The organism is Psychroflexus torquis ATCC 700755 (genome assembly GCF_000153485.2).
Taxonomy (GTDB): Bacteria; Bacteroidota; Bacteroidia; order Flavobacteriales; family Flavobacteriaceae; genus Psychroflexus; species Psychroflexus torquis.
The window spans coordinates 4,154,735-4,168,254 of sequence record NC_018721.1; the positions used below are offsets into that span (position 1 = coordinate 4,154,735).

Genomic DNA, 13,520 nt, shown 5'->3' on the forward strand with positions numbered 1-13,520 from the left:
ATTTATTTAAGCGTTTTCGTACATATCAAATTGGATATTCCTACCCTTTTGATTGGTTCATATTATTTAAAAATTAAACAAATGCCACATCCAGAAAAATTTACAGTATCAAATTGAAAACTACTTACACCTTTTTCCTTTTAAGCCTTACTTCTATTTTGAGCTTTTCTCAAAATAAAATTGTTTCTGATATTCAATCGTCTGAAGATTTAAAAACCTTCACGATCGAACAGACGATCACGTATGAAAACACAAGTGGTAAAGCCTTGGAGACCATTTATTTTTACAATTGGTTAAATGCATTTTCCGACAAGGAAAGCCCTCTTGCTAAGCGTTACGCTCAAGATTATGTTCGTAGATTTCACTTTGCTTCTAGTCTTGAGAGGGGTGGTACACAAATTCACTCGTTATCTACAAATCTTGGAGAATCCCAATGGAGGTATGTTGAAGGGCAAGTCGATTTAATTGAGTTAGATTTAGACCAAGCTTTAGCACCAAAAGCTTCTATAGAGGTTAACCTTAATTATACCTTGACCATTCCAGATCAAAAATTTAATGGCTTTGGCTGGAAAGAAAGAGAATTATTACTTAAAGATTGGCTAATTATTCCTGCCGTTTATGGAAAAGACTGGGTCCTATATAGTCATAAAGACCTCAATGATTATCCTTCTCAAAAACTGGACTACGACATTACTATTCAAGTTCCAAATCAATACACTATTCGCTCCAATTTTGACCAAACCCAATCTACTGGAGATCTACCAGGTTTTCAAAAAATAAAGCTCAAAGCGAAACAAATGGTTGGTTTACCTCTTTTTGTAAAACGCATTGATAATTTTGAGGTGATACAAACAGATCATGTAAAGATTTACACCAATTTGAAAGATAGTGACTTACGTCCAGAAATTGAGGCACTCATAACCGATAGGATTGTTTACTTTCTTGAAGAAAAATTAGGTGAATTTGGATTCGAAACTATGCTTATTACAGAAGAAGAATATAACCTTTCTCCTGTATATGGTCTAAATCAACTTCCTAGTTTTATCCGGCCTTTCCCAGATGGGTTTCAGTATGATATCAAACTCTTAAAAGCCATAACAAATCAATACTTAAGAAGGTCTTTCTTAATTGATGCAAGAAAAAACCAATGGTTTTTAGACGCGATTTTAGTAAAAACCATGATGGATTATGTAGAAACCTATTATCCAGATGTAAAATTATTAGGGACTTTTTCAGATGTCTTTGGAGTGAAGTGGTTTTACGCTTCCGATCTGATGTTCAATGATCGGTATCAATTTATTCATGAAACTACTATAAGACAGAATTTAGGTCAAGCCGTCGATTTTTCACAAGACAGTCTACTCAAGTTCAATCAAAATCTTTCGAATCCTTATAAAGGCGGTTTAGGTTTCAAATACTTGGAAGATTATTTAGGCACAGAAACAGTAAATGAAAGTTTAAAACTTTACTTTGAAAAAAATAAATTAAAATATTCAGATCCTGATGATTACTTTGATATCCTTTCCTCTTTAACCGATAAGGATATCTCTTGGTTCTCTACCAATTATTTAGGAAGCAATAAGGATATAGATTTTAAAATAGATAAGATTACTAAGGTATCAGATTCTATTAAAGTAAGACTTTTAAATAAGACTAAAAATCCTATGCCTGTAGCCGTATATCAACTTAAGGATAAGAAGGTGCTTTCAAAAGATTGGGTAAATGCTTTTTATAACGATACTATAATTTATTTAAAAGATCTTGGAAGTGACCAATTAGCTGTAAATTATGAAGAAATAATTCCTGAATTTGATCAAAGAAATAACTTTAAAAGCAGGGGTAAAATATTAAATAAGCCATTCCAGTTCAGGATATTTGAAGATATTGAAGATCCAAAATACAACCAGTTATTCATGGTACCAGAATTCACCTATAACTTATACGATGGTTTGGCTATTGGCCCAAAATTATACAATACGTCGCTGCTACCTAAACAATTGAGCTATAAAGTCACTCCAAAATATGGCCTAACCAGCAATGCTTTGGTAGGAGGAGCTTCTGTAAGTTACACCCAATTTTTTAAGGAAGAGGATTTATTTGCGGTTAGATATGGACTCAATGGCTCTAGGTTTTCTTACGATCGGGACTTATTTTATAACCGGTATTCGGGGTTTATAAGCATGACCTATAGACCTCAGGATTTAAGAGATAACAGTAGGCATAATTTATCTGTAAGAACTGTAAATGTAGATCAAGATGAAAGTGAGTTTGTAGAAACCGAGGAGCCTAGCTACAACATATTTAATATTCGGTATAACTTTTCAAATAAAAATTTAGATCGGTTTTTAACCTCTTCTATAGATTACCAAATTTCTAAAAAATTCAGCAAAATCTCGACGACGTTTAGTTTTAGAAAACTTTACAATAATAACCGTCAAATTAATTTTAGATTTTATGGAGGTTTATTTTTATATAACGATACGCAAAATTCTAACTACTTTAGTTTTGCTTTAGACAGACCCTCAGATTATTTGTTTGACTATAATTATTATGGAAGAAGCGAAGAAAGTGGGCTATTCAGTCAACAATTTATTATGGCAGAAGGTGGTTTCAAGTCTCAATTTGATCAGCGTTTCGCAGATGATTGGATAGTCTCTACCAATGTAAGTACCACCATTTGGAATTGGATATTTGTTTATGGAGATGCTGGTTTTTTTAAGAATAGTTTTAGCAATCCGCGCTTTGTTTACGATTCTGGAATTCGACTTAATTTTGTTGAAGATTATTTTGAGCTTTATTTACCCATATATTCTAACAATGGTTGGGAATTTAGAGATGTGAATTATGATGAACGCATTCGGTTTCTTGTGACCTTAGATTTATCGACACTTTTTAAACTCTTTACCAGAAAATGGTACTAATCACAAAAACTGTCTCGATTAAGAAACAGCTTTGTATGCGATTTTTAAATCTATAAATAATTATCCTATAAGTTTCAAAAACTCACTTCGTGTTTCTTGATTTTTAAATTCCCCTCTGAATCCTGATGTAGTTGTTGCTGAATTCTGTTTTTGCACTCCTCGCATCATCATACACATGTGCTGAGCCTCAATAACCACACCTACTCCTTTGGGTTGTAAGGTGTCGTTTATGCACTCTAAAATATCATGAGTTAAACGTTCCTGAACTTGTAACCGTCTGGCGAACACATCTACAATTCTAGGAATTTTACTTAAGCCTACAATTTTTCCATTAGGAATATATCCTACATGAACTTTACCAAAAAAAGGCAACATATGGTGTTCACACAAGGAATACAATTCGATATCTTTTATTAAAACCATATCCTCATAAGGTTCTTCAAACATAGCCCCAAGAAGAATTTCTTCTGGATTCATGTTATACCCCTGTGTCAAAAATCGCATAGCTTTAGCAGCTCTTTCTGGTGTTTTTACAATACCATTTCTAGTTGTATCCTCGCCGATATTTTTTAAAATAGACTCATAACTGGATTTGATTTCATCAACGTAAGGTTGAGAATGTTCTTCATCAGTTTTATAGGGCATAAATTAAGGTTTAAGTTGATGACTAAATTTGTTTCTCAAAGTGGCCAATTTTGGCTCGATGATAAGCTGGCAATATCGGTTTTCTGTGTAGTTATTATAGAAGTTCTGGTGTTCTTCTTCAGCCGAATAAAATTCTGATGCTTTGGAAATTTTGGTTACGATTTTATCCTTAAAAATTTCTTCTGAGTCTAATTCAGATATAATCAACTCAGCGTCTTTTCTTTGAGCTTCCGAATGGAAAAATATATCGCTTCTATACTGTTCACCCACATCGTAACCTTGTCTGTTTAAGGTAGTTGGATCATGAGTGGAGAAAAAGACATATAGCAATGTTTTATAATCGACAACTTCTGGATCGTAAATAATTTGAATGGCTTCTGCATGACCTGTTCTTCCCATAACGACTTCGCGGTAGGGTGGATTTTTTATAACACCACCTGTGAATCCAGACTTTACATCTTTCACTCCTTCTAGCCTTTGGAAAACGGCTTCTGTACACCAGAAACACCCATTTGCAAAAGTGGCTTTTTGTAAATTTTGAACTGACATAAATTTAATTTTGTTGAACAAATCTACATTAATATTAAACGATATATTTTCATTTAAGGAAAAATTAGTAGCTGAGGAAATCTTTTTTAATTCAGATTTTATTCTGACTTTTGAATTTTAAATAAATTCTATGATAAAGGCTAAACATATCAACAAACATTACGGTGAACTGAAAGTCTTAAACGATATCAATTTACACATTCAGAAAAAAGAAATCATATCTATAACTGGACCCTCAGGTGTAGGTAAAACTACTTTGTTACAAATTCTGGGTACTTTAGAAAATCCAAATAAATCACCGAATTCTTCTATTGAAATTAACGGTAAAAACATAAATAATCTCAATAAAAAAAGTTTAGCGCGATTCCGAAACGACAACATCGGTTTCATCTTTCAATTTCATCAGCTGTTACCAGAATTTACAGCTCTTGAGAACATTTGCATTCCTGCATTTATCCATAAAACACCTAAAGCAGAAGCAGAAAAACGAGCTAAAGAACTCCTTGGCTTCTTGGGACTAGAGCATAGAGCTTCACACAAGCCTAATGAGTTGAGCGGAGGTGAGCAGCAAAGAGTCGCTGTAGCTAGAGCCCTCATTAACAACCCTTCAATTATTTTTGCAGATGAACCCTCTGGAAATTTGGACACTGCCTCTGCAGAAAAATTACATCATTTGTTTTTCAGATTAAGAGAAGAGTTCGATCAAACTTTTGTAATTGTAACACACAATAAAGAATTGGCCAATATGGCCGATCGTAAGTTAGAAATGAGAGATGGCCAATTTGTCTAAATCAAAATTACTTCAGCTTAAGCCTTTTTTAGACGAGAAAGTGCACCTGTACAATCAGTTTAAGTTTATTGCAACAGATCCTATTTCTATTCCTCATAAGTTTCAAAAAAAGGAAGATATCGAAATTGTAGGATTTCTTATGGCTACCATAGCTTGGGGAAATCGCAAAAGCATTTTAAAAAATGGTGAGCAATTGTGTCAAATACTTCAGTTTGCACCCTATGACTTTATAATGAATCATTCTCAAAAGGACCTTAACGCTTGTCTGGGTTTTGTTCACAGAACCTTTAACGCTGACGACCTTAAATACTTTATGACAGCTTTAAAACACATCTACACAAATTATGGAGGTTTGGAGGCCGTTTTTTCTAAACAAGAAGAAGGAACTTTACAGACTTCTATTCATAAATTTAAACGTATTTTCTTTGAATTGGAGCACCAGCCAAGAACTGAAAAGCATGTGAGTGATCCTTATAAAAATTCCGCAGCAAAACGCATCAATATGTATTTGCGATGGATGGTAAGACATGATAATAATGGGGTAGACTTCGGTATTTGGAAAAGTCTATCCACTTCTTCTCTATCTTGCCCACTAGATGTTCATTCTGGAAGAATAGCAAGAGAACTGGGGCTTTTAAAAAGAACTCAAAACGATGCCAAAGCAGTTCATGAACTTGACCTAAACTTAAGAATATTAGATCCTAAAGATCCCGTGAAATATGATTTTGCACTCTTTGGACTTGGCGCTTTTGAAAGCTTTTAAATCTAGTTAACAAAATCTATTTTTTGTATATTGCAGAATATTTTGAATATCTGCATATAACATTCTCAATGAAGATGAAAACCAATCCTAAAACAGAATCACAACGGCTAAAAGCTTTAAAGTCTCTAAATATCTTAGACACTTTGCCAGAGCAAGACTACGACCAAATCACCAAGTTGGTTTCCTTTATATGCGATACCCCTATTGCAATGATTTCTTTGATAGATAAAGACAGGCAGTGGTTTAAATCTAAAGTAGGAGCAGATTATTGTGAAACCGATAGAGAGTATTCTTTTTGTAACATAGCCATACAATCTGATGAAGAAATCATGGAAGTTTTTGACGCTAGAGATGATTTTAGATTCAATGGAAATCCGCTGGTTTACGGAGATAAAAAAGTTATTTTTTATGCAGGTGTGCCGTTAAAAGATAAGAATGGGTTTGCTTTGGGGACCTTATGTGTGGTAGATCACCAACCAAGAACCTTATCTGAAAAACAAAAAGAAAGTCTGATGTTTTTGGCCAACCAAGTCACCAGGTTGTTCGAACTTCAATCTATCAATGATGGCTTAAAAGAAACTCAAAAGCAGCTTAAAGAAAAAAATATCCAACTCAAAAACTTTGCAGGAGTCGTCTCTCACGATATGAAAATGCCACTTGCCAGCATGATTGTGACTGTAGATGTACTCAAGGCTAAATACAAAGATATTTTGGACAATGCAGGTCTAGAGTATCTTAACAACCTCAAGAAGTCTTCCTTTCAGCTGAGTGATTATATCTCGAATATCTTAACCCATTATGAAAGTGACTCCATCACCAATAATGAAGAATCATTAAAAGAATTTGATGTTCACTCCCTCATAGAAGATATTGTGGAAATGCTAGATATTGGAAATGATTGTGATCTTAGTTTTCCAGAAGAAAGCATCGCTATTTATACCAACAGGGTTGCCTTAGAGCAAATTCTGCTAAATTTGATTGGCAACAGTTTGAAATACAATGACAAACCTAAAATTGAAATTGATATCGATTTTAAAAAGGAACCAGACGCCTATAGATTTATTGTAAAAGACAATGGTATCGGTATTGCTAAAGATAAACAAAAAGAAATTTTCAATTTGTTTTCAACAGTCGCTGGTTACGATAGAAAAGGAAATAAAGGAAACGGTATTGGTCTATCAACAGTTAAAAAAATGATACACAATCTAGGTGGAAAGATTTCTGTTGAGTCTACTGAAGGTGAAGGAACTACTTTTGAATTTACCATTGAACAAATACATAATTAAAATACCTAATGATTTTTGAAAAGCCAGATGTCCTCTACTTTCTCTTTTTACTTATCATACCAATTTTAATTCATTTATTTCAATTAAGAAAATACAGAACGACCAAGTTTAGCAATGTTGCGCTCTTAGAAAAAATTAAGTTACAATCCAGGAAGAGCTCAACAATCAAGAAATGGTTAGTTTTAATGACCAGACTTCTGGGTCTGGCTTTTTTAATTTTAGCCTTTTCCAAACCCTATATTCCGAATACAGAATCTGCTTTAAAAGATACTGAGGTCGCTATTTATATGGATAACTCATTTTCCATGGAGTTGCCTGGAAATCAAGTCAGTTTATTGGAAGAGACCAAACAAAATTTATGGGATCAACTCGGCGAACAACAGAAATTCTCTTTATTTACAAACAACAACAGTTGGAAGCATACCAACAAAAACGATATAAAAAATGATTTTTTCAATATAGATTTTACTCCTGTTAGCCTTGGGTTTCAAACCATTCTCCTTAAGGCAGAGTCTATGTATAAAGACCAAGAGACAAGTAAAAGTTTATTTATCATCACCGATGCGCTTAATTTTGAAGACACTCCAGATCTCAAAACCATGGAAGGTATTGACCTCAACTTTATAATTAAAGAGCCTAAGAGTCTCGAAAATTTTCATATCTCCTCTGCTAAGTTGGAAGAGAAAAATTCTAACTCTGTACTTCGTATTGAAGTCAAATCCAGTCTAAGTATCGATAAAGACATTACGGTATCGCTGTATGACGGATCAAGCTTAATTGCCAAAGCAAGGGCTACCTTTAAGAACCAACTCACTTCCAACGTAAGTTTTGAATTGGGCGATACCGATTTTAAGAAAGGGCGGCTAGAACTTGAGACCGATGGGATGTCTTATGACAATACCTTGTATTTTAGTTTAAATCAAAATGACCCTATTCGTATTCTCTCACTTCATTCCAAAGAAAAAGACAAAAGTTCTTTTCTCTCCTCCATTTATAAGTCAGATCGATTTAATTTGAATGTCAACTCTATAACTAATCTTGACTATTCAAAAATCTCAAATACAGATCTTATTATCTTAAATGAGATTGAAAATTTCAGCTCTATTCTTAAAACTAACCTAGAGAAATTTTATAGAAACGGGGGGACTTTGGTTATGATTCCTAGTGAAAATACTTCAGAAACTACCTATTCTAATTTTGGAATGAGTCAGGCGATCTATCTCAATTCAAATTCAAATAAGCGAGATATTACAACCATCAGCTACAGCCATCCTTTATTTACGAGTGTATTTTCAGAAAATATTCAAAATTTCGATTATCCTTCAACGTCCAAAAGCTTAGAAATTAACCCTTCTTTGTCTCCTATTTTAAAATATAGCAATGGGTCCTCCTTTCTAGCAGAACAAGATCGTCTCTATGTTTTTTCCTCATCTCTCGACACAAGATTTTCAAATTTCATAAACTCCCCGTTAGTTGTTCCTGTGTTTTACAATATTGCCTTGCAAAGTAAATCTAAGCCTCTCCTCTACTCTACCGTTGGTAGCGATGAGTCTTTTACAGTAAAAACGATTCTTGGCCAAGATGAGATTTTACAGTTAGTCAGTTCAGAACAACAGGTAATTCCAAAACAAACTAAGCTTGGAAATACCATACAAATCAACACCCAATACCAGCCTGAAATCGCTGGTCATTATGAATTAAAACAAAAAGACTCCACGCTTCTTGACTTAAGCTTCAATTATAATAGAGAAGAAAGTGATTTACAAGCCCTTGATTTAGGAAATCAAAACCTTGTAAAATTCAGTACAATCCAAGAGGCCTTTAATTCTTACACAGAAGCAAGGAAAATCCTTGAGCTTTGGAAATGGATGCTTATTTTTGCCCTTGGATTTTTTCTATTAGAACTATTAATCTTAAGATTTTTAAATTGATACCTATGTCTTCCCTTCTCCTTAAATCTGCAAAAATCGTTGATTCTGAAAGTCCATTTCATCTTCAAACAAAGGATATCCTTATTGAAGAGGGGACTATCACTCAAATTGAAGATAATATAGATTATGAAGGTAAGTGTGTTGATCTCCCCAACTTGCATGTCTCCAACGGTTTTTTTGATAGCTCTGTTAGCTTTGGAGAACCTGGTTTTGAAGAAAGAGAAACCTTGGCAAATGGAGTTAAAACAGCTAGACATTCTGGATTTACAAGTTTTTTACTCAATCCAAAATTGAATCCTATCACAGATAGTCATTCTGCAGTAAAATTTTTACAACAACAAATCAACACTCAACTTATAGACATAAAGCCCTTAGGAGCCTTAACTAAAGGTTTTGATGGACAGCATTTAGCAGAGTTATACGACATGCAAATGGGAGGTGCTGTAGGCTTTTATGATTTTAAATCCCCGGTAGTAGATTCCAATTTATTCAAAATTGCCCTTCAATACGTAAAGAGTTTTGATGGTTTAATTTTTTCATATCCGCAAGACAAACCTATAGCTGCTAATGCCCAAGTGAATGAAGATGAATTCACCACTTACATCGGTTTAAAGGGGATGCCCAACCTAGCAGAAGAATTGCAGATTGCTAGGGATCTTTATATTTTGGAATATACAGGAGGCCGACTTCACATCCCTAACATTTCAACACAAGGGGCTGTAAAACTTATTGAGACTGCCAAAGCAAAAGGATTGAACGTCTCCTGTAGCGTAGCTATTGCTCACCTTTACTTTAACAGTGAAAAACTTGAGGATTTTGATAGTAAATATAAAATTTTACCACCCTTAAGAACCCTAAAAGATCAGGACGCCTTATTACTCGCTGTAAAAGAAGGCATTATTGATATGGTGACTTGCGACCACGAACCCATGGATGTTGAACATAAAGACCTAGAATTCGAAAATGCTAGTTACGGAAGTATTGGTTTGGAGTCCTCATTTTCAGTCTTAAATCAATTATTTGGGGTAGAAAAAGCAGCTGAATTGTTAACTAAAACTAAAAGAACGTTTAGACTATCAACTTCAAAAATTGATACTGAAGAACGTGCAGATTTAAGCTTATTTGAACCTCATTCAGAATATATCTTTAACACACAACATATCCACTCTAAATCTAAAAATAGCATGTTCTTAGGGGAAACCCTTAAGGGCATGGTTTACGGAAGCATCTATAACAACTCAATTTATGAAAATTAAAGCGGAAAGAAGCGGAAAAACCGCAGCCATAGTGGCCTACTTTACCATTTTTGGAAGTATACTGGCTTTATTCCTCAACTCCGACGAGAATAAGCAAGAATTTGCCAGTTTCCATATACGACAAGCTTTGGGTATCAATTTTTTGATCATCTTATTTGGTGTGATCGTCAATGGACTCTATGATAGTTTTACTGAATTATTGAACATGATGCTTGGTTCTGCCTTTTATCTTTCATATTTTATTTTGTGGATTTATGGCTTTATAGGAGCCGTTTCTGGTAAGGAAAATAAGGTCCCACTTATTGGAAATTTATGTCAACGCCTTTTTAAAAAACTAACTTAAATGACTACAAAAGATTTATCTCTTACGCATTTGGTAAGACCCTCTAGCTTACCCGACAATGCCCCACTTATACTAATGCTGCACGGTTATGGCAGTAACGAGAATGATTTGTTTTCCTTTGCAAACGAATTACCAGAGGAATACATCGTTATATCTTTAAAGGCTCCTCATGCCATGCAACCTTCAGGAAACGCCTGGTATGCTATCAATTTTGATGCTCAAAAAGGAAAGTTTAGCGATATCGAACAGGCTGTCCTTTCTAGAAAGTTAGTCAAAACATTTCTGGAAGAAGCTATTGAAGCTTATCCTATCGATAAAAGCAAGGTTAGCCTTTTAGGGTTTAGTCAAGGCACTATTTTGAGTTTTGCTCTAGCGCTTTCCTATCCGGAAGTTTTTAAAAATGTCATAGGCTTATCTGGCTATGTAGACATCAATATGATTGAAGCTGGCTATGAATCAAAAGATTTTAGTCATTTGAAAGTTTATAATTCACATGGAAGTGAAGACCAAGTGATTCCTGTTGACTGGGCTAGACAAAACAAGCCATTATTAGACAAGCTGAATATCGATACGATTTATGAGGAATATCCTGAAGGGCACGGAATTAATCCTCAAAACTTTCAGAGCTTAAAAAACTGGCTGAAAGCACAACACTAACTAAAAAAATTTAAAATTTCATTATGCTTATAATTGGCATTGCAGGAGGGACGGGAAGTGGAAAAACCACCGTAGTTAATCAAATTATCAATGAGTTACAACACGATGAAGTTGATGTTATTTATCAAGACTCCTATTATAAAGATTTGTCACATCTTTCTATGGAAGAAAGAAAGAGAAATAACTTTGATCATCCAAAATCAATAGATTTTGACCTTTTGGTAGACCACCTTAAGATTTTAAAAACTGGGGATTCCATTCACCAGCCAGTTTATTCTTTTACAGAACACAACAGAACGGATGAGACGCTCATTACTAAACCAAGGAAGGTGACGATCGTAGAAGGAATTCTCATCTTTACCCATCCTGATGTTAGGGAGATGTTCGACATTAAAATTTTTGTACATGCCGATAGTGACGAACGCCTAATGCGCCGTCTTAAAAGGGATATTAAAGATCGAGGCAGGGATTTAGATGAAGTTTTGAATCGCTACAAAACGACCCTAAAGCCAATGCATCAACAGTTTATCGAACCCACTAAAGAGTATGCCGATATTATTATTCCAAATAATCGCTTTAATACGGTAGCAATTGATATTGTTCAAACAATTATCAAAGAAAGACTCCTGTAATTTTAGTAAATTTAACCTATGAATTATAAAGACCTTAAACGGAAACCTTGGTTTAAATTTATGAGCAACAAATATGTGTTGGTGCTCACCGTTTTTATGGTATGGATGGTATTTCTGGATAGCAACTCATGGTTAATTCATAGTGAACTCAATAAAGAAATTGAGGAGATTGAAAATAATAGAGACTATTATATTCAAGAAATCAATCAGGACAAAAAGATTTTAAAAAAGTTGGATGACAGTATTGAAATTGAACGTTTTGCTAGGGAAACTTATTTTATGAAACGCCCTAACGAAGAAATTTATATCATAGAATATCAGGATAGCCTTAAAACCAAAAGCAATGAGTAAAAAATTATTTGATGACTTTGATCCTGTTTCGGCTAAAGCCTGGAAGCAAACTATACAAGTAGACCTAAAAGGAGCGGACTATAACGAAACACTCATCGAAAAAACGGGAGAAGGTATAGATGTTAAACCATTTTACCACGCAGACGATCACGAAGATGCCTATGTTATAAATCCAGCTCAAGATTGGTTGGTCACCGAAAAACTCTACTTAGAAAATATAGAGATTACTATTGAAAATGCAAAGGATGTTATAGACCGAGGTGCAGAGAGCCTTTGGGTTATTATTCCTGAAGCAGATGAAAAAAAGCTGAAGTTTTTTAAAGCCTTAAAAGACTACGAAATACCCCTTTATGTAGAATTTCTATTTTCTGATTTTGATTTTTTTAAATCTTTAGATGCTATACTTCAAGATCAAGACCAAACCGTTTTGGTCGGTTATGACCCTATAGGTCGATTGGCCTCTTCCGGAAATTGGTTTAAAAATCAAAAACAAGATTTTGAAGTCCTCATAAAAACATCTGAATTAAAGAGTTTCTCTAATGCCATTAATGTAGATGCGAGACTGTATCAAAATGCTGGAGGCCTTATTATCCAACAGCTAGCTTATACTTTAGCTCACCTCAATGAATATTTGAATTTATTTCAGAATTCAATTGAAAAAACAGAGCCATTAGCCGTTAATGTTATGATCTCTCAAGGCTCCAATTATTTTTTTGAAATTGCCAAACTGAAAGCTTTACGCTTATTGGTGGAAAGTCTTGCTCAGGAATTAGATATAAGCATAAAGCTTACTCTTATCGCTGAACCAACAAAACGCAATCAAACACTTTACGACTACAATATGAATATGCTTCGTTCAACCACAGAATGCATGAGTGCCATTTTGGGAGGTGCAGATTGGATAAATAATTTGGCATACGACGAGATATTCCATAAACGCAATGAGTTTGGAGAGCGTATTTCTAGAAATCAACTATTGATTTTGAAAAAGGAAAGTTATTTTGATAAGGTGTCTAACCCTGTAGATGGAACTTATTATATTGAGAGTCTAACCAAAGAATTAGCTGAAAAATCTTTAACCATTTTCAAAACCATTGAAGCAGGGAAAGGTTTCGTTCAACAACTTTTTGAAGGTAAAATTCAGAAGAAAATTAAAGAAAGTGCACATAAGGAAGAGGAGAAGCTCGTCTCTGGTGATTTTACCTTAGTAGGGTTAAATAAATATCAGAACCCAGAAGATAAGATGTCTCAGAATTTAGAATTGTTTCCATTTCTAAAATACCACCAGCGTAAAACACTTATTGAGCCGATTTTAGAAAAACGCATAGCAGAGTCCATAGAGAAAGACAGACTAGATGGTGAGAAGAACGTTCAACCTCCAAAAGAAAATAAGTAG

At 34.3% G+C, this 13,520-nt stretch carries 13 protein-coding genes; 11 read left to right on the forward strand and 2 right to left on the reverse strand.

What is annotated here, in order from left to right; translation table 11 throughout:
• Nucleotides 1-113 precede the first annotated feature (113 nt).
• Complete coding sequence (locus P700755_RS17830; protein WP_015026009.1) at nucleotides 114-2,921, forward strand: gluzincin family metallopeptidase; 2,808 nt, start codon at nucleotides 114-116, stop codon at nucleotides 2,919-2,921.
• Between the two features lie 60 nt (nucleotides 2,922-2,981).
• Here the strand turns inward: P700755_RS17830 and folE are convergent, their stop codons facing one another.
• A complete protein-coding gene (folE, locus tag P700755_RS17835; protein ID WP_015026010.1) occupies nucleotides 2,982-3,566 on the reverse strand; it encodes a GTP cyclohydrolase I FolE in 585 nt (194 codons plus the stop codon).
• Between the two features lie 3 nt (nucleotides 3,567-3,569).
• Nucleotides 3,570-4,115 (reverse strand): peptide-methionine (S)-S-oxide reductase MsrA, encoded by a 546-nt coding sequence (msrA, locus tag P700755_RS17840; RefSeq protein WP_015026011.1) that lies wholly within the window; start codon nucleotides 4,113-4,115, stop codon nucleotides 3,570-3,572.
• Between the two features lie 130 nt (nucleotides 4,116-4,245).
• Here msrA and P700755_RS17845 point away from each other — a divergent pair, with 130 nt between their 5' ends.
• The 10 genes from P700755_RS17845 (at nucleotide 4,246) to P700755_RS17890 (ending at nucleotide 13,520) form a co-directional block, all read left to right on the forward strand.
• Nucleotides 4,246-4,905 carry an ABC transporter ATP-binding protein gene (locus P700755_RS17845; RefSeq protein ID WP_015026012.1) on the forward strand — a complete coding sequence of 220 codons (660 nt, stop codon included), beginning with the start codon at nucleotides 4,246-4,248 and terminating at the stop codon, nucleotides 4,903-4,905.
• The gene (locus tag P700755_RS17850) at nucleotides 4,889-5,668 is read left to right on the forward strand and encodes a TIGR02757 family protein (protein WP_015026013.1); all 780 of its coding nucleotides are present in this window, start codon (nucleotides 4,889-4,891) and stop codon (nucleotides 5,666-5,668) included. Before P700755_RS17845 ends, P700755_RS17850 begins: the two co-directional genes overlap by 17 nt.
• Before the next feature lie 74 nt (nucleotides 5,669-5,742).
• Entirely contained in the window at nucleotides 5,743-6,954 is a 1,212-nt protein-coding gene (locus tag P700755_RS17855; RefSeq protein WP_083858551.1) for a sensor histidine kinase, read from the forward strand.
• Between the two features lie 8 nt (nucleotides 6,955-6,962).
• Nucleotides 6,963-8,885: a BatA domain-containing protein gene (locus P700755_RS17860; RefSeq protein ID WP_015026015.1), complete on the forward strand. Its 1,923-nt coding sequence runs from the start codon at nucleotides 6,963-6,965 to the stop codon at nucleotides 8,883-8,885.
• 5 nt (nucleotides 8,886-8,890) lie between these two features.
• A complete protein-coding gene (locus P700755_RS17865) occupies nucleotides 8,891-10,141 on the forward strand; it encodes a dihydroorotase (protein ID WP_015026016.1) in 1,251 nt (416 codons plus the stop codon).
• Complete coding sequence (locus P700755_RS17870; protein ID WP_015026017.1) at nucleotides 10,131-10,484, forward strand: DUF4870 domain-containing protein; 354 nt, start codon at nucleotides 10,131-10,133, stop codon at nucleotides 10,482-10,484. The genes P700755_RS17865 and P700755_RS17870 overlap by 11 nt, the downstream gene beginning before the upstream one ends.
• Nucleotides 10,485-11,141 (forward strand): alpha/beta hydrolase, encoded by a 657-nt coding sequence (locus tag P700755_RS17875; protein ID WP_015026018.1) that lies wholly within the window; start codon nucleotides 10,485-10,487, stop codon nucleotides 11,139-11,141. It abuts the gene before it with no gap.
• Nucleotides 11,142-11,164: 23 nt separating this feature from the next.
• Nucleotides 11,165-11,773 carry a uridine kinase gene (gene udk / locus P700755_RS17880; protein WP_015026019.1) on the forward strand — a complete coding sequence of 203 codons (609 nt, stop codon included), beginning with the start codon at nucleotides 11,165-11,167 and terminating at the stop codon, nucleotides 11,771-11,773.
• An 18-nt stretch (nucleotides 11,774-11,791) separates the two neighbouring features.
• Nucleotides 11,792-12,124: an FtsB family cell division protein gene (locus P700755_RS17885; RefSeq protein ID WP_015026020.1), complete on the forward strand. Its 333-nt coding sequence runs from the start codon at nucleotides 11,792-11,794 to the stop codon at nucleotides 12,122-12,124.
• Entirely contained in the window at nucleotides 12,117-13,520 is a 1,404-nt protein-coding gene (locus tag P700755_RS17890; protein ID WP_015026021.1) for a methylmalonyl-CoA mutase subunit beta, read from the forward strand. The genes P700755_RS17885 and P700755_RS17890 overlap by 8 nt, the downstream gene beginning before the upstream one ends.

Bases quoted from the DNA above. Each gene is read 5' to 3' on its own strand.
- folE (WP_015026010.1), bottom strand. From the start codon at position 3,566: ATGCCCTATAAAACTGATGAAGAACATTCTCAACCTTACGTTGATGAA.
- msrA (WP_015026011.1), bottom strand. From the start codon at position 4,115: ATGTCAGTTCAAAATTTACAAAAAGCCACTTTTGCAAATGGGTGTTTC.
- P700755_RS17845 (WP_015026012.1), top strand. From the start codon at position 4,246: ATGATAAAGGCTAAACATATCAACAAACATTACGGTGAACTGAAAGTC.
- P700755_RS17850 (WP_015026013.1), top strand. From the start codon at position 4,889: ATGGCCAATTTGTCTAAATCAAAATTACTTCAGCTTAAGCCTTTTTTA.
- P700755_RS17855 (WP_083858551.1), top strand. From the start codon at position 5,743: ATGAAAACCAATCCTAAAACAGAATCACAACGGCTAAAAGCTTTAAAG.
- P700755_RS17860 (WP_015026015.1), top strand. From the start codon at position 6,963: ATGATTTTTGAAAAGCCAGATGTCCTCTACTTTCTCTTTTTACTTATC.
- P700755_RS17865 (WP_015026016.1), top strand. From the start codon at position 8,891: ATGTCTTCCCTTCTCCTTAAATCTGCAAAAATCGTTGATTCTGAAAGT.
- P700755_RS17870 (WP_015026017.1), top strand. From the start codon at position 10,131: ATGAAAATTAAAGCGGAAAGAAGCGGAAAAACCGCAGCCATAGTGGCC.
- P700755_RS17875 (WP_015026018.1), top strand. From the start codon at position 10,485: ATGACTACAAAAGATTTATCTCTTACGCATTTGGTAAGACCCTCTAGC.
- udk (WP_015026019.1), top strand. From the start codon at position 11,165: ATGCTTATAATTGGCATTGCAGGAGGGACGGGAAGTGGAAAAACCACC.
- P700755_RS17885 (WP_015026020.1), top strand. From the start codon at position 11,792: ATGAATTATAAAGACCTTAAACGGAAACCTTGGTTTAAATTTATGAGC.
- P700755_RS17890 (WP_015026021.1), top strand. From the start codon at position 12,117: ATGAGTAAAAAATTATTTGATGACTTTGATCCTGTTTCGGCTAAAGCC.